Origin of the sequence: Thioalkalivibrio sp. K90mix (genome assembly GCF_000025545.1) — a bacterium.
Lineage (GTDB): Bacteria > Pseudomonadota > Gammaproteobacteria > Ectothiorhodospirales > Ectothiorhodospiraceae > Thioalkalivibrio.
The window spans coordinates 2,321,047-2,344,292 of record NC_013889.1; the positions used below are offsets into that span (position 1 = coordinate 2,321,047).

The following is a 23,246-nucleotide window of genomic DNA, read 5'->3' on the forward strand; positions in this document are numbered from 1 at the left end:
GTCAGCGGATCTTCAGGGTCGCAAGACCGATCAGGACGAACACCACGGTCAGGATCCAGAAACGCACGATCACGCGCGGCTCAGGCCAACCCTTGAGTTCGAAGTGGTGATGCAGCGGCGCCATGCGGAAGATGCGCCGCCCGGTGAGCTTGAACGAGGCGACCTGCAGCATCACCGACAGCGTCTCCAGCACGAAGATGCCGCCCATGATCAGGAGCACGATCTCCTGACGGGTCAGGATCGCCATCATGCCCAGGGCCGCCCCCAGGGCCAGGGCCCCGACATCGCCCATGAAGACCTGGGCGGGATAGGCGTTGAACCACAGGAAGCCGAGCCCGGCCCCGACCAGTGCAGCGGCGAAGACACCGACCTCGCCCACCCCTGGCACCGCCGGGATCTGCAGGTAATCCGCGAATACCGCGTGGCCGGCCGCATAGGCGAATACCCCGAGGGCCCCGGCCACCAGCACCGCCGGCATGATGGCCAGGCCGTCGAGGCCGTCGGTCAGGTTGACCGCGTTGGAGGACCCGACCACGACCAGCCAGACCAGCGGGATGAACAGCCAGCCGAGGTGCAGCTCGAAATCCTTGAAGATCGGGAGATAGAAGCTCGTCTCCACCGGGCTCTGCGCGGTGGCCATGATCACCCCGGCGGCGATCAGCGCGAACAGCGTCTGCCACAGGAGCTTGGCCTTGGCCGAAAGCCCCTTGCTGTTGCCGTAACGCAGCTTCAGGTAGTCGTCCCAGCCCCCGACTGCACCAAAGGCCAGCGTGGTCAGCAGCACGATCCAGACGAAGCGGTTGGTGAGGTCGCTCCACAGCAGCGTGGCCACTGCCACCGCCACCAGGATGAGCGCCCCGCCCATGGTCGGGGTACCGGCCTTGCTCAGGTGCGATTCCGGGCCGTCGTCGCGGACCTGCTGGCCCACGTTGCCGACCGTCAGCCGACGGATCATTGCCGGGCCGATCAGCAACGCGATCGCCAGCGCAGTCACCACGCCCAGGATGGCGCGGAAGGTCAGGTACTGAAAGACCGTAAAGCCGCTGTAGAACTGCGTGAGATATTCAGTCAGCGCGTACAGCATTCGCAGCCCCCCGCGCCGACGGGGCCGTCTCCAGCCCTTCGATGATTCGCTCCATGTGCTGGCTGCGCGAGCCCTTGATCAGGACCGTGGTCTCGTCCTCCAGCAGTGCTTCCAGGCGCGTCCGCAGGGCGTCATGGTCGGCAAACCACTCGCCGCCCTCGCCAAACGCCTCGGCGCTGTCGCGCGCGGCCTCGCCCAGGGCCAGGCAGTAGTCCACACCCATCGCGCGGGCCAGCGCCCCGGTCTCACGGTGCAGCACCGGGGTCTCGGCGCCCAGTTCCCCCATCGCACCCAGCACGAGGATGCGCCGGCCGGGCATCGCGGCCAGCACCTCGAGCCCCGCGCGCAGCGAGTCGGGGTTGGCGTTGTAGGTGTCGTCCCAGAGGCGGGCACCGCTGACATGCCAGAGCTCCTGCAAACGCCCCTGCACCGGCGTCCAGCCCGCCAGACCGTTGGCGATCGCGTCGATCGCCACACCCACCGCATTCGCCGCGGCGGCCGCGGCGATCGCATTGGCAGCGACATGGCGCCCCGGGCTGGCCAGACGCAGGTCACGGCCGGCGCCCAGGATCGTCAGACGCAGGCGGTCGGGGGCCTGCCACACACCCTCGATCTCGCCACCGCCCTCCAGGGAAAAGCGCTGGCAGTGGTGGTGCTCGTTCAGCGACAGCCAATAGTCGGCGAACGGGTCGTCCAGATTGATCACCGCCGTACCGCCCTGGGACGGCAGCCCCGAGAAGATTTCGGCCTTCGCGTGGGCCACCCCCTCAAGGCTGCCAAAGCCCTCCAGATGGGCCCGCCCGGCGTTGGTGATCATGGCGACCATCGGTTCGGTCCAGCGCGCCATGCGCCCGATCTCGCCGGCATGGTTGGCGCCCATCTCGATCACCGCGTAATCGGTGTCCTCGGGCATGGCCAGCAGCGTCAGCGGCACGCCGATCTCGTTATTCAGGTTGCCCTGGGTGGCATGCACCGAGCCCACGCCCTCGAGGATGCAGCGCAGCATCTCTTTGGTGGTGGTCTTGCCGTTGGAGCCGGTCAGCGCGATCACCCGCGCCCGGCTGCGGCGGCGCCAGTGCTGGGCCAGCCGGCCCAGGGCCTCGCCGGTATCGGCCACGACCACCTGCGGGTGCGGGACATCCAGCACGCGCTCCACCAGTAGCACAGCGGCCGGCAGGTCGGCGGCGACATGCTCGTGGGCATCAAAGCGCGGGCCGCGCAGCGCCACGAACAGCCCTCCTTCGAGCGGTTGCCGGGTGTCGGTGAACACCCCCTCGAAGACCCGCTCGCCGTCGCCGTTTTCCAGACGGCCGCGCACGGCGTCCGCCAGTTCCTGTCCGGTCATCCGGATCATTGGATACCCCCCCCACTGTCTCCCGCATTCGTCCGAGCGGCGAGCGCTAACGCCAGCTCGCGATCACTGAACGGATAAAACTGCGTACCCACCTGCTGAGTGGTCTCGTGCCCCTTGCCCGCCAGCAGGATGACGTCGCCCGGGCCCGCCTCGGCCACCGCCGCGCGCACCGCCGCCTCCCGATCGCCCAGCTCGCGGCAGGCCTCGGGCCGGTCACAGCCGGCGAGTACGGCGGCGCGGATCGCGGCCGGGTCTTCGGAACGCGGGTTGTCGTCCGTCACGATCACCTGGTCGGCGCGCGCACTGGCGGCCCGCCCCATGGCCGGACGCTTGGTGACATCGCGGTCTCCACCACAGCCAAAGACTGCGATCAGGCGGCCGGCCGTGTGCGGGCGCAAGGCATCCAGCGCCGCGGCCAGCGCCTGTTCGGTGTGGGCATAGTCCACGACCAGCAATGCCCCACTGGGCAGTTCGAAGCGCTCCATGCGCCCCGGGACACCGCGCAGGCGCGACACCGCATCGACGGCGGCCGGCCAGGAATGACCCAGCGCCCGCAGGGCGGCGAGCGTCGCCAGCAGATTGCCGACCTGGAACAGCCCGAACAGGGCCGCTTGCACCGGCCAGGCCTCGCCGGCCACCTCCAGCGTGAAGCGAATGCCGTCGGAGCCTGCCTCGACCTCCCGCGCGACCAGGTCGGCGGAGGCCCCGACGGCACTGTAGGTGAGGATGTGTTCAGCCGTGGTTTCACGGATCAGGCGCTGCCCGAGGGCGTCGTCGGCATTGAGCACCGCGGTCTCCAGCCCCGGCCAGGCGAACAGCCGCGCCTTGGCGTCGGCATAGGCCTGCTGGCTGCCATGAAAATCCAGATGGTCCGAACCCAGCCGGGTCAGCACGGCGACGCGCACCGGCAACCCGGCCATCCGCCCCTGTTCGAGGCCGTGGGACGAGGCCTCGATCGAGAGCGCCCGGCAGCCGTCGGCGGTCAAATGCGCGAGGTGTCGATGCAGGTCGATCACGCCCGGGGTCGTGTGGCCACAATCTTCCAGCGCCCCAAAGCGGCCCGTGCCCAGCGTCCCGACCACCCCTGTGGGGACACCGAGCTGCTCCAGGGCGCCGGCGAACAACTGGCTGACCGAGGTCTTGCCATCAGTACCGGTCACCGCGACGACGGGATAATCGGCCGGCCAGGCACCCCACAGGGCGTCACAGATCGCCGGCAGCGCGACGCGCAGGCCCGGGAGATGCAGCACCGGGATGCTCAGGGCGGGGGCCGCCTCGGCCTCGTCCCACAGGATGGCCACAGCCCCCTGCTCGGCCGCGGCCCGCGCATGGGCAAGGCCGTGGCCCTGGGTCCCGCGCAGGGCCACGAAGACGGCACCCGGGGTCACCCGGCGGCTGTCCTGGGCAAGGTCGGTGACACGCTGCCCGGCGACCTCGCTCGGCAGCGCTGGCGCCCCGGCGGGCCACAGGCGGCCCAGTGTCGCGACGGTCTGGACCGTATTCGCCGCCATCATGTCGAGCCCTCGCGTTCGGCGGCGAACTGCATGGGGATATCCGGCATCGCGTCCGGGCGCACGTTGAACATCCGCAGCGCCGAGCCGATCACGTTGCGGAATACCGGCGCCGCCACGGCGCCGCCGAAGTAGGTGCCAGCATTGGGTTCGTCGATCACCACGGCCATCACGAAACGCGGATCGGACGCCGGCGCGAGACCCACAAAGCTGGAGATATAGCGATCTTCGGTATAGCCACCGGGCCCGCTCTTGCGGCTGGTACCGGTCTTGCCCGCGATGCGGTAGCCGTCGATCGCGGCCTGGCGGGCCGTACCTTCGGAGCCGATCGTGTGCTCCATCATGGCGAGCACGCGCTGGGCCGTCTCCGGGGTCATCACGCCGGCCGGCTCGCGCAGGTCATCGGCCGTCTGCACCAGCCGTACCGGGATGCGCTGACCGTCGTTGGCAAATGCGGTATAGGCCGCGGCCATCTGCAGTGGCGTAATGGAGAGGCCGTAGCCATACCCCATCGTGGCCTGTTCGACCTCGCGCCAGGTCGGGAAGTCGCGCAGACGGCCGCTCACCTCGCCCGGGAAGTGGGTCCCGGTCGACTGGCCGAACCCGGCCTGGTGCAGCACCTGCCAGAATCGGTCCGGCGGCAGGTCCAGCGCCAGCTTGGTCGCGCCGACATTGCTGGAGCGCGCGATCAGGGTGGTCAGGTCAATCACGCCATAGTCCCGAAAGTCGCGCACGGTCAGCCGCCCGACACGCATGGTCCCGGGACGGGTGTCCAGGGTCACATTGGGGTCGATGATGCCGGCATCCAGGGCCGCCGCAACGGTGAAGGGCTTGATGACGGAACCCGGCTCCATGCTGTCGGTCAGGGATCGGTTGCGCGCGAGCTCCGAGCGGATCGAACCGCGATTGTTCGGGTTGAAACTCGGCTGATTGACCATCGCCAGGACATCACCCGTACGGGCGTCCAGCAGCACGGCCGACCCGCCCTGGGCATCATGCTCCGCCACCGCGGCCTTCAGCTCGCGGTAGGCCAGATACTGCAGGCGCTGATCGATGGTCAGGCGCAGCGTGCGGCCGTCGCGGGCGGGGCGGATACTGGCCACATCGCGGATCGTGCGTCCGTGGCGGTCGCGCAACACCCGCTTGGCACCCGGCGCGCCCGACAGCCAGTCGTTGAACGCAAGCTCGACGCCCTCCTGCCCGCGATCGTCAATATCGGTGTAGCCAAGGATGTGCGAGGTCGTCTCGCCATGCGGGTAGTAGCGCCGGAACTCACGCGTCAGGCCAAGGCCCTGGATGCGCAAGGCGGTCACCTGCTCCGCCTGGGCCGGCAGCATATGCCGGCGCAGGTACATGAATTCCCGGCCGGCGCGCGACTCGATGCGCTCGGCCAGCCAGTCGGCATCAACCTGCAGCGCCTCGGCCAGTTCCGGCCAGCGATCGCGTTGCTCCAGCAAGTCCTTCGGGTTCGCCCAGGCGGTCTGCACCGGGGCGGAGATCGCCAGCGGCTCGCCGTTGCGATCCGTGACCATGCCGCGATGGGCCGATTCGGTCAGCGTACGCACCTGGCGCTGCTCGCCCTGCTGCGTGAGGAAATCGCGGCTGAGGACCTGCAGATCGATTGCGCGCAGCACCAGGGCCACAAGCACCAGCGCGGAGACCACCAGCAGCACCTTCAGACGGCCATGGCTGACCTGACGCTTCAGCGCTCCCATGTGCGCCCCCCGATCACCACGATGCGATCCGGCTCGGGCTTGATCATGCCCAGTTCCTCGAGCGCCTGCCGCTCGATACGGCCCTGCGTCGCCCAGGTCGACTGCTCGATCTGCAGCTGCGTCCACTCCAGGTTCAGCGCGTCGCGCTCCGAAAGCTCCGACTGATGCGCGATAAAGGCCTGGCGTGCCTCGTGCTTGGCCGCCACCACACCGACGGCGGAGGCAAAGACCCCGGTCGCCAGGATGATCAGGATGAAGCCGCGAAAGACCATCAGGTGCGCTCCCCCACACGCAGCACCGCCGAGCGTGCGCGCGGGTTGCGGCGCTGCTCTTCGGCGTCGGCACGCACGGGCTTGCCGATCGGGCGCCACGGGCGCTCGGGTGTTTCGGGCATCACCGGCAGCCCGCGCGGCAGGCGCGTGTCCGGGCGCGGCCCACGCAGTGCCTGCTTGACCATGCGATCCTCGAGCGAATGAAAGCTGATCACCACCATCCGCGCGCCGGTGTGCAGGGCCTCCGGGATCGTCTCGAGCCACTGCTCCAGCTCTTCGAGCTCCCGATTCACATGGATACGCAGAGCCTGAAAGGTACGCGTGGCCGGGTGCTTGCCCGGTTCGCGCCCGGGCACCGCGCGGCGCACGATCTCGGCGAGCTGTGCGGTGCGCGTAATCGGGGCATCCGCGCGCGCAGCGACGATCGCACGGGCGACGCGGCGGGAATGGCGCTCCTCGCCATAGTGGTAAATCACGTCGGCGATCTCGTCCTGCTCCGCGCGGGCCAGCCAGTCCGCGGCACTCTCGCCCTGCGTGGGGTCCATGCGCATGTCCAGCGGGCCATCGTGCTGGAAGCTGAAACCACGCTCGGGGGTGTCCAGCTGCGGGGAGGAGACCCCCAGATCCAGAAACACGCCATCCGGCGCACGATCGGGGAAGCGCCGGCGCAGGGTATCGGCCATCGTCGAGAACGGACCCGGCTCGAAGACGAAGCGTGGATCGTCCGCAAACGAAGAGGCGGCCGCAGCCGCCTCGGGGTCCCGGTCCATTGCCAGCAGGCTTCCGCCGGCACCGAGGCGATCGAGAATCGCGCGGCTGTGCCCGCCGCGCCCGAAGGTCCCATCCACGTAGAACCCGTCAGCGCGCACGGCCAGCCCCTCCAGCACCGCGTCGCGCAGCACCGGGATATGAGCGACGGTTTCCGTCATGGTCACAACGCAATGGACTCGAGTGCGTCGTCATCCACGTCACCCCCCAGCGCCTGCTCGCAACGGGCATCCCAGGCATCGGCATCCCAGATCTCGAACTTGTTGCCCTGCCCCAGCAGCACCGCGCGCTTGTCCAGACTGGCGTACTGGCGCAGCGGCGTCGGCAGCAGGAGACGGCCGCTACCGTCCAGCTCGCACTCGGTCGCATGACCGACCAGGAGGCGCTGCAGATTACGGACCTTCGGATTCATGTTGGGGCGGGACATCAGACTTTGCTCGATGCGCTCCCACTCGGGGAACGGATACAGGAGCAGGCACCGGTCGGGGTCTACGGTAATCACCAGCTGGCCACCACAGGACGCCGCCAGCGTATCGCGATAGCGCGCGGGCATGGCCAAGCGACCCTTGGCATCCAGATTGAGTTGGCTTACGCCTCGAAACATGGCCGGTACCGGTTGCGGTGGTCACCCACCTTTCCCCACCTTTTCCCACTTTTCGACACTATAGGTACGGCTATCTCCAGGAGTCAAGAAAATCGACCCGAAAAAACCAAAAATAAGCGTTGAATCACAGAGACTTAGCGAACACCTGCCCAGCGACAGTGCAGCCAGAAAATAACACCCCAAAAGCCGCGTCTTGAGGGCCACACTTAAGAAACTACTTCACTATTTTTCGGTAGGAACCGCCGACACGGCGAGACACCGGCCCGCGGAGGGGGCCGCAAAGGTGGGAAAAAGTGGGAGCCGGCCGTAAGCCGGGTTCTGTCGTGGACAGTCATTCATCTGGGACGTCCGTCACCGGACGCCTCGAGCAGCCTACCCGGGTGCGATGCGGGCCACACCATGCACCCCTATTTGGCCTTGCTCCGGACGGGGTTTACCCTGCCACGGACTGTTACCAGCCGTGCGGTGCGCTCTTACCGCACCTTTTCACCCTTGCCTGTGCCCGAAGGCCATCGGCGGTGTATTTTCTGCGGCACTTTCCGTCGGCTCGCGCCGCCCAGGCGTTACCTGGCGTCCTGCCCTGTGGAGCCCGGACTTTCCTCCGCATCCAGTGGATACAGCGACTGCCAGGCCAGCTCCCGCGCTCCTTTTACGCCCGCACCCGCAACAACGCAAGAAAAACCCCCATCAACCCTCGTCCTTCAGACGCAGGGCCCGGGCATAGACACGGTTGCGCGGCACTCCGGTGGCGTCGGCAAGAACCCGCACCGCTCGTTTCAATGGAAGCTCCCCCAGCAAGGCCCCCAGCAGGCGCTCATGTTCGTCGGCGAGCGGGGCATCCTCGGACTCCGGATCGGCCGCCTGCGGCGCCGGCGCGAGGATCAACACGAACTCCCCCCGCAGACGATTGGCATCAGCATCGAGCCAGGCCGGGAGCTCGTCCGCAACACCTCTATAGTGTTCCTCGAACTGCTTGGTCAGCTCACGCCCCAGGAACACCAGCCGCTCCGGCGCGAGCGCGGCCAGGTCGTCGGCAGCGGCACGTACGCGATGCGACGACTCGAACAGGATCGTCGTCACCGGCTGCGACAGCAAGGCCTCCAGGCGGCGACGGCGGGCCCCGCCGGCATGCGGCAGAAAGCCCTCGAAGCAGAAACGATCGGAGGGCAGGCCGGCGACGGCCAGAGCGGCAAGCGGCGCGCTGGCGCCAGGCACCGCACGCACCGGCAGCCCTGCCTCGGCGGCCGCTCGTACCAGACGATACCCCGGGTCGGATACCAGCGGCGTACCGGCATCCGAGATCAACGCGAGATCGTCGCCTGCCTCCAGCGCAGACAATAAAGAGGGGATGCGCTCGCGCTCGTTATGTTCATGGAGGCTGACCAGGGGCGTCAGTACCCCCAGGTGCGCCAGCAACCCGCCGCTGTGTCGCGTATCCTCCGCAGCGATACGCGAAACGCGCGCCAGCACGTCACGGGCACGCGGGCTGAGATCGGCCAGATTGCCGATCGGCGTGGCAACCACCCATAACGTGCCGCAATTCGTTGACACAATCTGATGCGCTTTCAATACTGACTCCCCAATACGCTGAGCATCCCGCTATCGTGAACCTATACCTCTCTCCAGCTGCCGGGGGGCGCTACCGGGGCCGCCTGGCCCTGAGCCTGCTCGCCGGCGCAATCCTCGCCGGCTGCGCGACGCCGCGCCCGGACCCCACCCCCGCCCCGGAACCGGAGGAGGAACGACCCGAGGTCGTTGACCTGCCGGCCGAGCAACAGGCCCCGATCCTGATCAGCGAGGCCTGGGCGGGCCCGCAGCCGGACAACGTGCGCGCAGCGATCGACGCGGTCCTGAGACTAGACGAGCCGGACGGCGACCTGGTCGACCGCGCGGACGCGCTGTGGCGCGACCTGGATGCCCAGCACCGGGAACCGCTGGCCGACCGTGTGCGCGGTGCCCGCCTGGCGGCCACACGCGGCGAGTGGGAAACCGCGCGCGAGCGGCTCGGCGCCGACGACCCGGACGACGAGACCCGCACGCCCGAGGTCTACCGCGAGGGTCTGGGCCTGCATGCCCGCCTGCTCGAGCACGAGCGCGAATGGTATCAGGCGCTGGACGCCCGGTTGCGCCTCGACGGCCTGCTCCTGCTGAAGCCCGATGAGCAAACAGCCAACCAGAAACGCATCTGGGGTCTGCTCTCGGCGCTTCGACCCGCCCAGCGGGACGGCCTGGCGGCGGGCGAACACCCGGATGCCGAGCCCTGGGTTCGCCTGTTCACCGGATTGCGCAGCGTCCATTCGGAAGACGACGCCCGCCGCGTGGCCGGCCAGTGGCGGGAGCGCTATCCGTCGCACCCGGCCAACAGCCTGCTCCCGGAACTGGTCGCAAGTCACCCGCTCCAGCCCGAGGCGCCGGAGACGATCCTGGTCCTCCTGCCGCTGTCCGGTGATCTCGCCCAGCTCGGCAATGCGATCCTCGACGGCATCACGCGCGCCTACTACGCGGAGACCGGGGGCCACGGCCGACTGTTGGTGCGCGACACACGCGGCGACCCCGACACGGCTGCAGACCTCTACAGGCGCGGCGTCGAGGACGGTGTGGACCGCATCATCGGACCGCTCGACCGCGATGCGGTGCGCGCGGTGGCCGCAAGCGAGGAGACGCGCCCGACGCTGCTGCTCAACCGTACCCGGCTCGACGGCAACGGTGCCTTCGGCACGCTGGCACTGAATCCGGAAGAGGATGCCTACGCTGTGGTGGACCGCGCGGTGCGCACGGGTTGGCGCAACCCGCTCGTAATCCTGCCCGAGGGTCAGTTCGGGGACCGCATTGCGGAAGCCTACCAGGAAGCGCTCGCGGACCACGGCCTGCGGCCGCGGGACATCGTGCGCCTGCGCCCGGATGCCGAGGACATCAATGCCCGGGTGGGCAATGCGCTCGGGATTGAGCAGAGCGAGGCACGCATTCGCGATGTCGCCCGCCGGACTGGCCTGAGTCTGGAGGGCGACCCCCAGGTTCGGGGCGATGCCGATCACCTGTTCGTGACCGGAACCTCGCGCCAGATGCGGCAACTCGTGCCACACCTGCACTTCCACGGGGCCCGGCAACTCCCGATTATGGCGACGCCTCATATCTACGCCGGGCAGCCAAACGCCAATCGCGACCGCGATCTCAACGGCATCGTTTTCCCCGACGCGCCCTATCTGTTCACGACCATCGAGCCGCTGAACGGCGAAATGGCCGAAGGGGCGACTGACGAGCTCCCACGCTTCGTCGCGCTGGGCATGGATGCGATGCGGCTGAGCCTGCATGATCACGCGGTACGCGAGGCCACCCACCATCAAATCGTCGGGGGTGCCGGAACCTGGTCACTGAACCCGATCAGCGGGGACTGGGTGCGCGAGCCGGCCTGGGCGCGCTTCGAGAGCGGCGCACCACGCCAGCTGGGGTCCACCAGCGAGGGCAGCTGACCAATGTTTCGCCCGGGCATGGCCGGCCAAGCCGCCGAGGACCGTGCGGCGCACTACCTGACCGGGCAAGGCCTCATCCTGGTGGCGCGCAACGTGCGCCGCCCGTGGGGCGAGCTGGATCTGGTCGCACGCGAGGGCGATACGCTGGTTCTGGTCGAGGTACGCAAGCGCAGCCACCGCAACTTTGGCGGCGGAGCCGAGAGCATCGATGCCGGCAAGCGCAGGCGACTGCTACGGGCGGCCGAGGGCTATCTGCAGGAGACCCGCTGGCAAGGCCCCGTGCGCTTCGATGTCGTGCTGCTGGACGGCGACGACACGATCGAATGGCTGCCCGACGCCATTCAGGGGGACCGGGCATGACACCGCTGGCACGCGAAATCGAACAACTCCTTCCGGCCGAGGACCGCCTGCTGGACCCGGCCGATTGCTGGTCCTACGGTGCCGACAACTCCAAGCTGCATGCCCCGCCGGATGCGGTCGCGTTTGCACGCGACGCCGAGACGGTCGCTGAACTGGTACGGCTTTGCCGACGTCTGGGCGCACCCGTGACCTGCCGCGGGCGCGGCACCGGCACCACAGGCGCGGCGGTCCCCGACCATGGCGGATTAGTCCTGTCGTTCGAACGCATGAACCGGATCCTGGAGGTCGACCCGGCAAACCGTTGGCTGATCGCGGAACCTGGCGTAACCAACGGCGAGGTGCAGGAAGCGGCAGGGGCCCAGGGGTTTTTCTGGCCCCCGGACCCCACGAGCAGTACTTACTGCACGCTCGGCGGCAATCTGGCCTACAACTCGGCAGGCCCCCATGCCGTGAAGTACGGCACGCCACGGGACAACACCCTCGGGCTTGCGGCGGTCGCCGGCACCGGCGAGGCCTTCCGTACGGGCGTGCACACGACCAAGGGCGTCGTCGGGTACGACCTGACCCGGCTGCTGATCGGGTCCGAGGGGACCCTGGCCGTGATCACCGAGGCCACGCTGCGCCTCACACCAAAACCCGAAGCCACGCGCCTGATTCAGGCTATGTATCGGACCGTGGGCGACGCGGCGGCCGCCGTGTCGCGGCTGATGGGCCGCGCGGAGGTACCGTCGGCCCTGGAGTTCATGGACCATTCGGCGATTGCCATGATCCGCGACTACGCACCGGACTGCCCGCTGCCAAGGGACGCCGGCGCCATCCTGATGATCGAGACGGACGGCACCGAGGCCGGGATCGATGCGACGACGCGCGGCGTCCGCGCCGCCGCCGATGGCGATGGCTGCCTGCAGACCATCAGCGCGGACACCGCGGAAGAGACCCAGGCCTTGTGGGCCGTGCGCAAGGCCCTCTCGCCGGCGCTGCGTACCGTCGCGCCGAAGAAGATCAACGAGGATGTGGTCGTGCCCGTCTCCCGCATCCCCGACCTGATCGCGGGCCTCGACCGGCTCGCCCAGGCGCACGCGATCAAGATCGTGAATTTTGGGCACGCCGGCAACGGCAACATCCACGTGAATCTGCTGGTGAACCCGGACGATCCGCAGGAACTCGCCGCCGCCGAACGCTGCCTGGACGAGGTCTTCACGCTGGTGCTGGGGCTTGGGGGTACGCTGTCCGGCGAGCACGGGATCGGGCTGGTGAAACGCGCCTTTGTGGGCCGGGAGATCGATCCCGTGGCGCTGAACCTGATGAGCGGGATCAAGCGGAGCTTCGATCCCGACAACATCCTGAACCCCGGCAAGGCGCCGGGGCCGGCCATCACGGGTCTTACTTGACGACCTTCAGGGCGGGACCCTTGCGCTTGGCAGCCGGCTTGTCCCCATTCTGATCGGAGCCCGTAGGGCCAGAGTCGTCCGGTCCGTCGCCGCCCGGGCCATCGTCCGGCCCCGGCCCCGGCTCGCTGCCGAACATCATCCCCTGGCCGTTCTCGCGCGCATAGACGGCGAGCACAGCCTGCGTGGGCACGTAGACGTCCATCGGGCTGCCGGCGAAACGCGCCGAGAAGGCGACCGCCTCGTCCCCGATATTCAGGGCCTGCACCGCGGACGGGCCGATGTTGAGCGTGATCTTGCCCTGCTCGACAAAGGCATCGGGCACTAGCGCACCCTCCACCGTGGCGTCGACCAGGATATGCGGCGTAAACCCGTTATCCGTGATCCACTCCCACAAGGCCCGGAGCAGATAGGGACGCGAAGAGGTCACAGCCTCAGCTCGCGCTCGGCCTCGGTGAGACTGATCTGGAAGGATTCCCGCTTGCAGACGCGATCCGCGTATTCCTGAATCGCAGTCGGCAGGGACTCGAGGTCGATCCCCAGCGACGGCAGACGCCACATGACCGGGGCGATCGCGCAATCCACGATGCTGAACTCGTCACTCAGGAAGTACGGCTTCAGCTCGAAGATCTCCGCCGAGTTCATCAGGCTCTCGCGCAGGATCTTGCGTGCCTTGGTCAGCCCGCCCCCGGATGCCTTCTTCACCGCGTCCAGGCCCTCGTACCAGTCTCGCTCGACGCGATAAAGCGCCAGCCGCGCGGCGGCACGCGAAACCGGGTCCACCGGCATCAGCGGCGGATGCGGGAAACGCTCGTCCAGGTATTCGGTGATCACGTGAGTCCCGTACAGCGCCAGGTCCCGATCCACCAGGGTCGGTACCTCGTTGTAGGGATTGAGATCGGAGAGATCCTCGGGAAGCTCGTCCGGCCCGAGGTTGACGACATCCACCGCGATGTCCTTCTCGGCGAGGATGATACGCACGCGGTGGCAGCGCACGCAGTCGTGAGCGGAAAACAGAGTCATTACGGAACGACGATTGGCGACCAGCGCCATAGCTTTCTCCCTACCCCGGCCGGGCACGAGGCCACACCGGGCAGACGGTCAATAACACCGGCGGGCGCTCATCCCTGAGCGCCCGCCGGCGACGGTTCAGGCCGCCTAGTGTACGTCTTTCCAGTACTCCTTTTTCAAGAAGTAGGCCAGCACGGTAAACACGGCCAGGAAAATCAGAACGTACAGACCGATGCGCTGACGGTCGAGCTGCATCGGTTCGCCCATATACGAAAGGTAGGTGACCAGGTCACGCACCGCGCGATCGTACTCGCTCTGGCTCATCGAGCCATTGCGCACGAGCTCCAGACGCTCGTTGCCGTCATCGTCCTCGACCAGCTCCTGCCAGCCCTGCAGCTCCCACAACACGTGGGGCATGCCGACGTTGCTGAACACCGTGTTGTTGGCACCCAGCGGACGGTCCTCGTCGATGTAGAAGCTCTTGAGGAAGGTGTACACCCAGTCCTCGCCATGGATGCGGGTCGCCAGGGTCAGATCCGGCGGCGTCACACCAAAGGCCTCGTCGGCATAGGAGTCCGACATCGCGTTCTTCATCAGCGAGCCCGGGTTCACCAGGTCGCCATCCTCATCGGTGATGAAGATGAAGTTCTCGGTAACCTGCTCCTCGGTCAGACCGATGTCGCGCCCCACGCGGTTGTAGCGCATGTACTGGGTGGAGTGGCAGGCCATGCAGTAGTTCATGTACAGCCGGGCGCCGCGTTGCAGCGACGCCTGGTTGGTCACGTCCACATTGGCTTTTTGCAGATCACCACTGTAGCTGGCGGCCGAGGCCGCCGGCACGGTGAACAGGGCCGCCAGGGCCATAACAGTCGTTGCGATAAACGTTTTCATTACGAAGTCACCCTTTCCGGAACGGCACGATCACGACCCAGACCCCGGGCAAACACCGGGACCACCATGCAGACGAACAGATGCACGGTCGGGATCAGCCAGGACCACATAATCAGGCTTGCGTCACTCGGATCGAAGCGCGTGATGTCGTAGAGGGTGTAGATACCCACGACCACCGCGAACAGGATCAGACTGACCGCCGCAGAGCGCTCCCGACTGAGGAACCACAGCAGGAAGAAGAACGCGAAGTACACGAGCGACCAGCGGAAGCTCATTTCGCTGATCATCGTGGTCGCCTGCTGCAGACCCAGCCAGCCCAGGATCACGAAGGCCACCACGAATGCCGCCAGGTTGAACTTGGCCGCGAACGAGCGGTAGCGCATCGACAGCACCGGGTTGCGGTCCAGCCAGGGGATGAAGAACAGCATCACCACCGCGAGGCCCATGGCCACCACGCCGAGGAACGGATCCGGCACGGAACGCAGCACCGAGTACATCGAGGTGAAGTACCAGACCGGCGGAATCAGTTCAGGGGTGACCAGCGGATCGGCCGGGATCATGTTGTCCGGCTTCAGGAACAGACCGCCGCCCATCGGGAAGAAGAACATGATGACCGCGAACACCATCAGGAAGACACCGACGCCGACGATGTCCTTCACGGTGTAGTACGGGTGGAACGGGATGCCGTCCTTCGGGATGCCGTTCTCGTCCTTGTTCTTCTTGATCTCGACGCCGTCGGGGTTGTTCGAACCCACTTCGTGCAGCGCGATGATGTGCGCGGCTACCAGCAGGATCAGCACCAGCGGCAGGGCAATCACGTGCAGCGCGAAGAAACGCGTGAGCGTAGCGTCGGACAGCAGGAAGTCACCGCGGATCCAGGTCACCAGGTCCGGCCCAATGTACGGGATGGTCTGGAACAGGTTCACGATCACCTGCGCGCCCCAGTAGGACATCTGGCCCCACGGCAGCAGGTAGCCGGCGAAGGCTTCGGCCATCAGCACCAGATAGATCAGCACACCAAAGATCCAGATCAACTCGCGCGGCTTCTTGTAGGAGCCGTACAGCAGCGCCCGGAACATGTGCAGATAGACCACCACGAAGAACATCGAGGCGCCCGTGGAGTGCATGTAGCGGATCAGCCAGCCCCACTCCACATCACGCATGATGTACTCGACCGATGCGAAGGCCAGCTCGGCATCGGGCTTGTAGAACATGGTCAGGAAGATGCCGGAGACGATCTGGATGACCAGCACCAGCAGGGCGAGGGAACCGAAGAAATACCAGAAGTTGAAGTTCTTCGGCGCATAATACTGAGCCAGATGTTCGTTCCACATCTGGGACAGGGGGAAGCGGGCGTCAACCCAGCCCAGCAGCCCACCCTGCCACTTTTCCGCGGGATTACCGGCCATCAGACAGCTCCTCCGTCTTCATCTTCACCCACGAGCAGCAGGTTGTCCGTGATGTAGTGGTGCGGCGGCACCTCCAGGTTGTCGACTGCCGGCATGTTGCGATAGACGCGGCCGGCCATGTCGAAGCGGGAACCGTGGCAACCGCACAGCCAGCCGCCCTGCCAGTCGGAACCCATACCGGGATCACCGATCTCCGGGCGGAACGACGGCGAGCACCCGAGGTGGGTGCAGATCCCGATCAGCACCAGGATTTCCGGCTTGATCGAGCGGTGCTCGTTCTGCGCGTATTCCGGCTGCTGGGCCTCGTTCTCGGAGTCCGGATCGCGCAGGCGATCGGTCACCTGGGACAAACCTTCCAGCATCTCGTCGGTACGCCGCACGATCCAGATCGGCTGTCCCCGCCACTCGATGCTGACGCGCTGGCCGGGCTCGACCTCGGTCACGTCGAACTCGACCGGGGCCCCTGCTGCCTGAGCGCGAGCGCTAGGCTGCAAGGACGCCAGGAACGGAGTCGCGACCGCAACGACACCGGCACCGCCGACGACTGATGTGGCAGCGACGAGGAACCGACGACGGCCTCGATTTACGCCTTGGTTTGCCATGTTTGTCTCTCCAAACAACGTGTTGAAATCGTGTCCCGGCAGCCACTCGATACGCGTACGAGGGTGCGGAGATGCCCGCAGACTGCCCCGTGAGCGCGCCGCCCTGGGCGCGCTCACGGGCGAACGGGCAGGCCACCGCGGGGCGGCCAGTAAAATCCGATAGAATTCCCGAACACGCTAATAAGGTCAAGTAGGTGAATACCTTAAGACCGGGCGGACGGCCTCTCCAGACGCGCCCAATCGATTATAAGTTATTCATGATAAAGGCGGGATTTCAGCGCCCCCAGCAAGAGCAGATTGCCCCGCGAATGTGCGCTCGCCGGGGCGCCGTTCAAGCGGGGTTGTCGATGTCGATAAACCGATGCTCCAGACCGAAGCGCTCGGCGCACCACTCCCCCAGGGCAGGCGCCCCGTAGCGCTCGGTCGCATGATGTCCGGCGGCGAAGTAGTGCACCCCGCTCTCGCGCGCCTCGTGGGTGGTCTGCTCGGAGATCTCGCCACTGATATAGGCGTCCACGCCCTGCGCCGCCGCCTCCATCAGCAATGACTGCGCCCCGCCGGTGCACCAGGCAAGCCGCCGGATCGGCCGCTCGCCGCCCGGCACCCACAGACACTCGCGCCCCAGCACAGCCGAGATGTGGTCGCGCAGGTCCGCCCCCGACACTTCGGCGGCGGGGCGCCCGTACTGGCCCACGCCGTCCTCGCGCAGCACGCCCTCGATCGCGAACCCGAGGCGATTGGCCAGCTGCGTGTTGTTGCCCAGCTCCGGGTGCGCGTCCAGCGGCAGGTGGTAGGCCACCAGGTTGATATCGTGCTCCAGCAGCCGGCGCAGGCGTTCGCGCTTCATGCCGGTGACCACCTCCGGCTCGCCCTTCCAGAAATAGCCGTGATGCACCAGGATCGTGTCGGCCCCGTCCGCGATCGCGGCCTCGACCAGCGCCAGCGAAGCCGTCACCCCGCTGACGATGCGGCGCACCTGGGCCCGTCCCTCCACCTGCAGCCCGTTCGGGCAATAGTCGCGAAAGCGCTCCGGCTGGAGCTCTTCGTTCAGGGCCTGCATTAATACGTCACGTTCGATCACGATCGGTTCTCCGGCTGGACCGGGATCGGCGGCTGTGCAGCCCATCCCATTTCGGTATATTCGCTATATGGTGAATTTCTCGCGTTTCCTGCTGCAAGCCGCCCTGACCGGCGTGGCGATCGCCGTAGTCGTCGCCGTGTTCTTTCCCCATGTGCTCGACCGCGACCGGGCCGAGCGGGCGGAGCTGCAAGTCGCCACCCCGCTTTCCACGACCAACGGGGCCGCGGTCAGCTATGCCGACGGGGTCGAGCGCGCCGCGCCGGCCGTGGTCAACATCATGACCTCGCGCGTGCTCGACACCCCTGGCATCCTTGACCTGCACGAGTTCTTTGGCCAGCCCATGCCCCCGGGCGACACCGAGCAGGCCAGCCTGGGCTCCGGTGTAATCATGACCGATCGGGGCCATATCCTGACCAATCACCACGTGATCGAGGAGGCCGACGCGATCGCCGTGGTCCTGCCCAATGGCGACGCCCATCCGGTCGAGATCATCGGCATCGACCCCGATACCGACCTCGCCGTCCTGCGCATCCGTACCGACGAGGTGGCAGTGGCCACGGTTGGCCACTCCCGCGACCTGCGCGTCGGCGACGTCGTACTCGCGATCGGCAACCCCTTCGGCGTCGGGCAGACCGTGACCCAGGGGATCGTCTCCGCCACCGGGCGCAACCAGCTCGGGATTAACACCTTCGAGGACTTTATCCAGACCGACGCAGCGATCAATCCCGGCAACTCCGGTGGCGCGCTGATCAATGCCAAGGGCGAGGTCATCGGCATCAACACCGCGATCTTCTCGCGCTCCGGGGGCTCGCACGGCATCGGCTTCGCGATCCCGGTGGACCTCGCCCGTGACGTGATGACCGAGATCATCGAACAGGGCTATGTCGCCCGCGGATGGCTGGGGATCGAGGTCCAGGCGATGAACCGCGAACTGGCTGATTCCTTCGGGCTGGATGCCCCGCGCGGAGTGCTGGTCGCCGGCATCCTGCGGGACGGCCCCGCCCAGGAGGCCGGCATCGAGATCGGCGACGCGATCACCCATCTCAATGGCGACGCGGTCAACAGCCCGCGCGAAGCCCTGAATGTCATTGCACGAACCGATCCAGGCGCCGACCTGTCGATCAAGCTCCTGCGCGACGGCGAGGAAGTCGAACTCGAGGCGAGTGTCGCCCAGCGTCCGATCTGACACCCAATGGCATCTCCCGGATATCCGGGAGATGCCCCTTTAGCTACCCGTTGGCCGGGGAACTGACCGTGGTCAGTATGGCCGTAACCAGCAGCACCAGCCCGACCAGCCCGATCTCCATCGCGATACTGCGCCGGAGGCGCTGCGGGGCCCGGGGCTCGCCCCGCTCGAAGGCCGGCACCAGGCGCCACTTGTTGGACGCCGCCAGCAGCAGGAGCAGCGCGACGACCAGGACCTTGCCGATCAGGAACTGCCCGTAACCGGTCGTGAGCAGAGGTGTGACACCGCCGAGCAGCAGCGCAGCGAGCACAACACCCGCGAGCACCAGCAGGCCCACACCAAACACCGCCACCCGACCGAAGCGATCCAGGATACGTACGGCATCCGCTCCGCCAGGTGGGTGCCTCGCCAGGCGATACAGCGGCCACAACGACCCAACCCAGAAGGCCGCCGCCAGCAGGTGGACCACCAGCAGGCTGCCCAGCAGCCATCGGGGTTCGTCGACCGTGTGCCCGACCTGCACAAAGGCCAGCATAACCAGCAACACACCCCCAAGACTCAAGCCATGCCCAAGCCCCGGCAGCCGCCGGGCATCCAGCAGGATTGCCTGCACCAGCAGCAAACCGCTCACGGCAAGGATCAGCTGGGTCCCCTGGGCGCCCTCGAACACCATCCCTAGCAACATCGGATCGACCGCGGCGGCACCATTGCCACCGCCGAGATACCCGGCCTGTAGCGGCCACTCGATCAGGGCCAGCGCGATCGCGACCCAGGCCGCGATCGCGCCCAAGCGACTGGCCGCCTGCCGCTCCGGATCAGGCAGATCCGGAAACGCCAGGCGAAACAGTACCGCGCCGGCCGCCAGCAGTGCGCCGGCATAGAACCCGGCCATCACCAGCATCATGGCGACCGTCCAGGCATCCACCCCGGCTAGTGCGGACAGCCAGGCCACGGCTCAGTCCTCGACCGTAAAGCGGAAGGTCCCGGACATCATGTGGCCGTCGCGGGCCAGACCACGCCAGCGCACTTCGTAGTTGCCGGGCTCCATCGAGCCGGCCGGTTTCACGTGGTATTCCTCGGTCGGATCACTGCCCGGCTCGTTCTCCAGGGACACGCGCCCTTGCGGGCCGATGACATCGAACTGGGTGATGCGCATCGCGCCATCGAAGTGAATCCCGATCTCCTCCGGAGTGCCCTGCACCGTGGAACCGTCCTCCGGGACCTGGCCCATCTCGCCCTCGTGGGCCATCAGGGGAGCGGCAAAAGCCAGCAGCAGGGCCGCAAGGGCGGAACGCAGTGTATTGCGGGTACGAATCGTCATCATGATGAGTTTCCTCTCGATATAAAGTGCAGTCGTGTCATGTCAGAGTCCGCCGACCACAGGCCACCGGGGGCTGCCTTGCGGCGGCCCCGGCGCCCGCGCCGGCGGAAGCTCAGTGGTTATGGCCTTCGTGGCCGTTGTGTCCTCCATGCCCCCCGTGGCCACCATGCCCGCCGTGGGCATCGCGGCTCGGGGTCGGAAGCCCGTCGGAATCCGCACCGGCAACCTTGCCGCGGCGAACCGGATTGCCGAAATCGGGATCACTGCTCACGCGGCGAGCGACCTCCCCGTCCGGGTGCCAGTACCAGCCGGGATCACTGAAATCCCCGGGCTCCTGGTCGTCGCGCACCTTGATCAGGGTGAACATCCCGCCCATGCCGATGTTGCCGAACGGACCCTGGCCCATCCCCATCGGCAGCGTGTTTTCGGGGCCGCGCATGTGGCCGCCATCGGTATGATCCTGATGGTCCGCCATGCCGTGTTCGCCCATGGCCATGTATCCCGGCAGCAGCGTGCGGATCTCGTCCTCGAGGCCGGATTGATCCACGCCCAGGGTATTGGCAATGCCATGGCCCATCGGGTTCATGGTGTGGTGCGACATGTGACAGTGGAATGCCCAGTCACCGGGCGGCGCGACGAACTCGATGTCGCGCGTCTGGCCGACCGCCACAATCTCGGTGGTCTCCTTGCGCCACTGCTCGCGCGGCCAGCGCCCGCCGTCGGATCCGGTCACCTCGAACGATACCCCGTGGACGTGCATCGGGTGGTTCCACATCGACAGATTGCCCATGCGGACGCGCACGCGCTCGCCGGTCTTCGCCACCAGCGAGTCGATGGCCGGGAACACCTTGGAGTTCATCGACCACAGATCGAAATCCACCATGATCGACGGATCGGGCGTACGCGTACCGGGATGCAGGGCCCAGTTGTGCAGCAGGATCGCGTAGTCGCGGTCCACCGGCTCGATCTCGCCATCCTTCGGGTGAATGATGAACATCCCCATCATCCCCATCGCCATCTGCACCATCTCGTCGGCATGCGGGTGGTACATGTGCGTGCCGTGCTGGTTCAGCTCGAACTCGTAGACGAAGGTCTCCCCCGGATGGATCGGCGGCTGAGTCACGCCCTTCACCCCGTCCATGCCCGAGGGCAGATGGATACCGTGCCAGTGCACCGAGGTGTATTCCGGCAGGCGGTTGGTCACATAAATACGGACCTTGTCCCCTTCGACCGCCTCGATGGTCGGCCCCGGAGTGGTGCCGTTGTAGCCCCAGCATCTGGCCACCGAACCGGGCGCGAACTCGTGCTCGATCTCCTCGGCGACCAGGTGAAACTCCTTCACCCCGTTGTTCATCTCGTACGGCAGCGTCCAGCCATTCGGCGTATGTACCGGCATGTAGCCCTGGTCGGTACGCTCGCCGGGCGTGGTTTCACCCTCGTTGTGGTGCTCGTGACCCGTTTCGGCCATCACCCGGGTCAGGGTCGTTGCCGGCAGCATTGCAGCGCCAGCGGCCAGCAGGAAGTTACGCCGTTTCATCAGTGATGCCCTCCGTGACCGTCGTCGCCGTGGTCACCGTGATCGCCATGGTCATGATCTCCGTGATCTCCGTGATCTCCGTGATCCCCGTGATCCCCGTGATCCCCGTGATCCCCGTGATCCCCGTGATCCCCGTGGTCGCCGTGATCCCCGTGATCCCCGTGATCCCCGTGATCGCCGTGGTCCCCGTGATCCCCGTGATCCCCGTGATCCCCGTGGTCGCCGTGATCCCCGTGATCCCCGTGGTCGCCGTGGTCGCCGTGGTCCATCGCGGACGGGTCGTGTTCAAGCGCGTCGGTCTCGAGATAGCCCTCGTCACCCGGCGCTCCATCCGGCAGCTCGCCGGCCACCGTAAAGGCCAGATCCACGCGGGCCCGCCAGTAGTCACCCAGCGCGGCCACGGCCCGCTGCCAGTCGGCCAGCTCTTCCTGCTTGGTCACCAGCAGGTCGAAGACATCATCGAACATGAAGTTCACACGCTCCTGCATGCGCTCCAGCTCGATCTCGCGGGCCGGCAACAGCTCGTAGCGCTTGGCACTGAACTTGTCACGATGATGGGTCAGGCGCACAAGGTGCTGGTGGACATCGGCGGTGATCGCCTGCTCCAGCTGGGCGCGTCGGGCTTCGCCATCCTCCAGCCGTGCCTCGGCACGGGCGATACCGGCCTGGTTCTGGTTGAAGATTGGCAGGGTGAACGAAATGCCACCGCCCCACAGGCGGGTGCCGTCCGTCTCGCGCTCGAACTCGATCCCGGGCTCGATGTCGCCCAGCCAGCGATAACGCCGCACCAGGGCCACCCCCTCGGTGAACCCTTCCAGGGCATGATCCAGGGCCCGCAAATCCAGACGCTGCTCGAGGGCCTGCTCCACCAGGGCCTCGCGATCGTCAACCCCGGCCAATGGCAGTGGCAACTTGCCCGGGACCTCCCAGTCATCGACCTCGCCGGGCAGCCCCATCAGGTGGGCCAGACGCAGACGTGTCTCGCGTTCACGCTGACGGGCATCCTCGAGCTTCAGCCGCGCCTCGGCTGCGCGGATGCGCAGCTGTGCCCGCTTCAGGTCGGTGATATTGCCGGCGTCATAAAAGCGCTCGCCCAGCAGCGACCCAAGATCCGCCGCGCGGGTCTCCAGCGCCTGCACCTGAACTCGCTGGCGCGCAGCCACCGCGTCATACCAGGCACGCTCGGTGTCCGAGGCCAGGGCCACCATGCCTTCGGCCAGCTGCAGACGGGTGGACTCCCAGTGGGATTCGGCAATGTCCTGACGGGCACTGCGCATCAGCAGACCGGATAGGCCCCAGGCCAGACCGACGCCATACTCGTTGCCGCCCCCGCCCTCCGGGCGCATCACCGACAGCGACAAGGTGGGATTGGAAAACTGGGAGGCCTCGACCACATCGGCGGCCGTCAGGTCCAGTTTGGCGTAGGCCTGCTGCATGCGCGGGTTGCGCCACAGGGCCTGATGAATCGCCTCCTCGAGCGTCAGCTCGCCGGAGGGTCGGGGCATCTCCGACTCGGGCAGGTCGATCCCCTGCACCGAGATGTCCTCCGCCATTTCGGAGCGATCCAGCTCGGGCGCGGTAACCGCGCAACCGGCGAGGAACAGCACCGATACGACGGGGAGCAGCAATCGGGTTGCTCGCATCGTGAAAATCTCCTTGATCGGACTTCGACTCCGCATCCC

At 66.9% G+C, this 23,246-nt stretch carries 22 protein-coding genes and 1 other RNA gene; 4 read left to right on the forward strand and 19 right to left on the reverse strand.

Going from position 1 to position 23,246, the window contains the following annotated elements:
* Position 1: 1 nt before the first annotated feature.
* From mraY to rsmI, 9 genes are all read right to left on the reverse strand, one after another.
* Positions 2-1,084 (reverse strand): phospho-N-acetylmuramoyl-pentapeptide-transferase, encoded by a 1,083-nt coding sequence (gene mraY, locus TK90_RS11075; protein WP_012983566.1) that lies wholly within the window; start codon positions 1,082-1,084, stop codon positions 2-4.
* The gene (gene murF, locus TK90_RS11080; protein ID WP_012983567.1) at positions 1,065-2,438 is read right to left on the reverse strand and encodes a UDP-N-acetylmuramoyl-tripeptide--D-alanyl-D-alanine ligase; all 1,374 of its coding nucleotides are present in this window, start codon (positions 2,436-2,438) and stop codon (positions 1,065-1,067) included. Before murF ends, mraY begins: the two co-directional genes overlap by 20 nt.
* On the reverse strand, positions 2,435-3,952 hold the full coding sequence (locus TK90_RS11085) for a UDP-N-acetylmuramoyl-L-alanyl-D-glutamate--2,6-diaminopimelate ligase (RefSeq protein ID WP_012983568.1): 1,518 nt from the start codon (positions 3,950-3,952) through the stop codon (positions 2,435-2,437). The genes murF and TK90_RS11085 overlap by 4 nt, the downstream gene beginning before the upstream one ends.
* The gene (locus TK90_RS11090) at positions 3,949-5,664 is read right to left on the reverse strand and encodes a penicillin-binding protein 2 (protein ID WP_012983569.1); all 1,716 of its coding nucleotides are present in this window, start codon (positions 5,662-5,664) and stop codon (positions 3,949-3,951) included. The genes TK90_RS11085 and TK90_RS11090 overlap by 4 nt, the downstream gene beginning before the upstream one ends.
* On the reverse strand, positions 5,652-5,936 hold the full coding sequence (gene ftsL, locus TK90_RS11095; RefSeq protein ID WP_012983570.1) for a cell division protein FtsL: 285 nt from the start codon (positions 5,934-5,936) through the stop codon (positions 5,652-5,654). Before ftsL ends, TK90_RS11090 begins: the two co-directional genes overlap by 13 nt.
* A complete protein-coding gene (gene rsmH / locus TK90_RS11100; protein WP_012983571.1) occupies positions 5,936-6,865 on the reverse strand; it encodes a 16S rRNA (cytosine(1402)-N(4))-methyltransferase RsmH in 930 nt (309 codons plus the stop codon). Before rsmH ends, ftsL begins: the two co-directional genes overlap by 1 nt.
* A gap of 2 nt (positions 6,866-6,867) precedes the next feature.
* Entirely contained in the window at positions 6,868-7,308 is a 441-nt protein-coding gene (gene mraZ / locus TK90_RS11105) for a division/cell wall cluster transcriptional repressor MraZ (protein ID WP_012983572.1), read from the reverse strand.
* 292 nt (positions 7,309-7,600) lie between these two features.
* Positions 7,601-7,947, reverse strand: an RNA gene (gene rnpB, locus TK90_RS14485) — RNase P RNA component class A.
* A gap of 48 nt (positions 7,948-7,995) precedes the next feature.
* The gene (gene rsmI, locus TK90_RS11110; protein WP_041444280.1) at positions 7,996-8,832 is read right to left on the reverse strand and encodes a 16S rRNA (cytidine(1402)-2'-O)-methyltransferase; all 837 of its coding nucleotides are present in this window, start codon (positions 8,830-8,832) and stop codon (positions 7,996-7,998) included.
* 80 nt (positions 8,833-8,912) lie between these two features.
* On the opposite strand from rsmI, the gene TK90_RS11115 reads away from it, so the two are divergent.
* The 3 genes from TK90_RS11115 to TK90_RS11125 are packed head-to-tail and all read left to right on the forward strand — an operon-like array spanning position 8,913 to position 12,529.
* A complete protein-coding gene (locus TK90_RS11115) occupies positions 8,913-10,778 on the forward strand; it encodes a penicillin-binding protein activator (RefSeq protein ID WP_012983574.1) in 1,866 nt (621 codons plus the stop codon).
* 3 nt (positions 10,779-10,781) lie between these two features.
* The gene (locus tag TK90_RS11120) at positions 10,782-11,138 is read left to right on the forward strand and encodes a YraN family protein (RefSeq protein WP_012983575.1); all 357 of its coding nucleotides are present in this window, start codon (positions 10,782-10,784) and stop codon (positions 11,136-11,138) included.
* On the forward strand, positions 11,135-12,529 hold the full coding sequence (locus TK90_RS11125; RefSeq protein ID WP_012983576.1) for an FAD-binding oxidoreductase: 1,395 nt from the start codon (positions 11,135-11,137) through the stop codon (positions 12,527-12,529). The genes TK90_RS11120 and TK90_RS11125 overlap by 4 nt, the downstream gene beginning before the upstream one ends.
* On the opposite strand, the gene TK90_RS11130 is transcribed toward TK90_RS11125, so the two are convergent.
* The 6 genes from TK90_RS11130 to TK90_RS11155 all read right to left on the reverse strand — a co-directional run bounded on the left by TK90_RS11130 (position 12,522) and on the right by TK90_RS11155 (position 17,520).
* On the reverse strand, positions 12,522-12,956 hold the full coding sequence (locus TK90_RS11130) for a ClpXP protease specificity-enhancing factor (RefSeq protein ID WP_012983577.1): 435 nt from the start codon (positions 12,954-12,956) through the stop codon (positions 12,522-12,524). The genes TK90_RS11125 and TK90_RS11130 overlap by 8 nt on opposite strands.
* Positions 12,953-13,579 carry a glutathione S-transferase N-terminal domain-containing protein gene (locus TK90_RS11135; protein ID WP_012983578.1) on the reverse strand — a complete coding sequence of 209 codons (627 nt, stop codon included), beginning with the start codon at positions 13,577-13,579 and terminating at the stop codon, positions 12,953-12,955. The genes TK90_RS11130 and TK90_RS11135 overlap by 4 nt, the downstream gene beginning before the upstream one ends.
* A 105-nt stretch (positions 13,580-13,684) precedes the next feature.
* On the reverse strand, positions 13,685-14,428 hold the full coding sequence (locus TK90_RS11140) for a cytochrome c1 (RefSeq protein WP_012983579.1): 744 nt from the start codon (positions 14,426-14,428) through the stop codon (positions 13,685-13,687).
* Positions 14,428-15,837 carry a cytochrome b N-terminal domain-containing protein gene (locus tag TK90_RS11145; RefSeq protein WP_012983580.1) on the reverse strand — a complete coding sequence of 470 codons (1,410 nt, stop codon included), beginning with the start codon at positions 15,835-15,837 and terminating at the stop codon, positions 14,428-14,430. The genes TK90_RS11140 and TK90_RS11145 overlap by 1 nt, the downstream gene beginning before the upstream one ends.
* Positions 15,837-16,439: a ubiquinol-cytochrome c reductase iron-sulfur subunit gene (petA, locus tag TK90_RS11150; RefSeq protein WP_012983581.1), complete on the reverse strand. Its 603-nt coding sequence runs from the start codon at positions 16,437-16,439 to the stop codon at positions 15,837-15,839. Before petA ends, TK90_RS11145 begins: the two co-directional genes overlap by 1 nt.
* A 331-nt stretch (positions 16,440-16,770) precedes the next feature.
* Positions 16,771-17,520 (reverse strand): Nif3-like dinuclear metal center hexameric protein, encoded by a 750-nt coding sequence (locus TK90_RS11155; protein ID WP_012983582.1) that lies wholly within the window; start codon positions 17,518-17,520, stop codon positions 16,771-16,773.
* Positions 17,521-17,587: 67 nt separating this feature from the next.
* Here TK90_RS11155 and TK90_RS11160 point away from each other — a divergent pair, with 67 nt between their 5' ends.
* Positions 17,588-18,706 carry a trypsin-like peptidase domain-containing protein gene (locus TK90_RS11160; RefSeq protein ID WP_012983583.1) on the forward strand — a complete coding sequence of 373 codons (1,119 nt, stop codon included), beginning with the start codon at positions 17,588-17,590 and terminating at the stop codon, positions 18,704-18,706.
* 43 nt (positions 18,707-18,749) lie between these two features.
* Here the strand turns inward: TK90_RS11160 and TK90_RS11165 are convergent, their stop codons facing one another.
* The 4 genes from TK90_RS11165 to TK90_RS11180 form a co-directional block, all read right to left on the reverse strand.
* The gene (locus tag TK90_RS11165) at positions 18,750-19,658 is read right to left on the reverse strand and encodes a copper resistance D family protein (RefSeq protein ID WP_012983584.1); all 909 of its coding nucleotides are present in this window, start codon (positions 19,656-19,658) and stop codon (positions 18,750-18,752) included.
* Between the two features lie 3 nt (positions 19,659-19,661).
* Positions 19,662-20,030, reverse strand: coding sequence for a copper resistance CopC family protein (locus TK90_RS11170; protein WP_012983585.1), 369 nt, complete (start codon positions 20,028-20,030; stop codon positions 19,662-19,664).
* A 109-nt stretch (positions 20,031-20,139) separates the two neighbouring features.
* Positions 20,140-21,564, reverse strand: coding sequence for a multicopper oxidase family protein (locus tag TK90_RS11175; protein WP_012983586.1), 1,425 nt, complete (start codon positions 21,562-21,564; stop codon positions 20,140-20,142).
* A complete protein-coding gene (locus TK90_RS11180) occupies positions 21,564-23,192 on the reverse strand; it encodes a TolC family protein (RefSeq protein WP_041444281.1) in 1,629 nt (542 codons plus the stop codon). Before TK90_RS11180 ends, TK90_RS11175 begins: the two co-directional genes overlap by 1 nt.
* Positions 23,193-23,246 lie beyond the last annotated feature (54 nt).

Excerpts from the sequence above, each read along its gene's own strand:
- mraY (WP_012983566.1), bottom strand. The coding sequence starts at position 1,084 with ATGCTGTACGCGCTGACTGAATATCTCACGCAGTTCTACAGCGGCTTT.
- murF (WP_012983567.1), bottom strand. The coding sequence starts at position 2,438 with ATGATCCGGATGACCGGACAGGAACTGGCGGACGCCGTGCGCGGCCGT.
- TK90_RS11085 (WP_012983568.1), bottom strand. The coding sequence starts at position 3,952 with ATGATGGCGGCGAATACGGTCCAGACCGTCGCGACACTGGGCCGCCTG.
- TK90_RS11090 (WP_012983569.1), bottom strand. The coding sequence starts at position 5,664 with ATGGGAGCGCTGAAGCGTCAGGTCAGCCATGGCCGTCTGAAGGTGCTG.
- ftsL (WP_012983570.1), bottom strand. The coding sequence starts at position 5,936 with ATGGTCTTTCGCGGCTTCATCCTGATCATCCTGGCGACCGGGGTCTTT.
- rsmH (WP_012983571.1), bottom strand. The coding sequence starts at position 6,865 with ATGACGGAAACCGTCGCTCATATCCCGGTGCTGCGCGACGCGGTGCTG.
- mraZ (WP_012983572.1), bottom strand. The coding sequence starts at position 7,308 with ATGTTTCGAGGCGTAAGCCAACTCAATCTGGATGCCAAGGGTCGCTTG.
- TK90_RS11120 (WP_012983575.1), top strand. The coding sequence starts at position 10,782 with ATGTTTCGCCCGGGCATGGCCGGCCAAGCCGCCGAGGACCGTGCGGCG.
- TK90_RS11125 (WP_012983576.1), top strand. The coding sequence starts at position 11,135 with ATGACACCGCTGGCACGCGAAATCGAACAACTCCTTCCGGCCGAGGAC.
- TK90_RS11135 (WP_012983578.1), bottom strand. The coding sequence starts at position 13,579 with ATGGCGCTGGTCGCCAATCGTCGTTCCGTAATGACTCTGTTTTCCGCT.
- TK90_RS11140 (WP_012983579.1), bottom strand. The coding sequence starts at position 14,428 with ATGAAAACGTTTATCGCAACGACTGTTATGGCCCTGGCGGCCCTGTTC.
- TK90_RS11145 (WP_012983580.1), bottom strand. The coding sequence starts at position 15,837 with ATGGCCGGTAATCCCGCGGAAAAGTGGCAGGGTGGGCTGCTGGGCTGG.
- petA (WP_012983581.1), bottom strand. The coding sequence starts at position 16,439 with ATGGCAAACCAAGGCGTAAATCGAGGCCGTCGTCGGTTCCTCGTCGCT.
- TK90_RS11160 (WP_012983583.1), top strand. The coding sequence starts at position 17,588 with ATGGTGAATTTCTCGCGTTTCCTGCTGCAAGCCGCCCTGACCGGCGTG.
- TK90_RS11170 (WP_012983585.1), bottom strand. The coding sequence starts at position 20,030 with ATGATGACGATTCGTACCCGCAATACACTGCGTTCCGCCCTTGCGGCC.
- TK90_RS11175 (WP_012983586.1), bottom strand. The coding sequence starts at position 21,564 with ATGAAACGGCGTAACTTCCTGCTGGCCGCTGGCGCTGCAATGCTGCCG.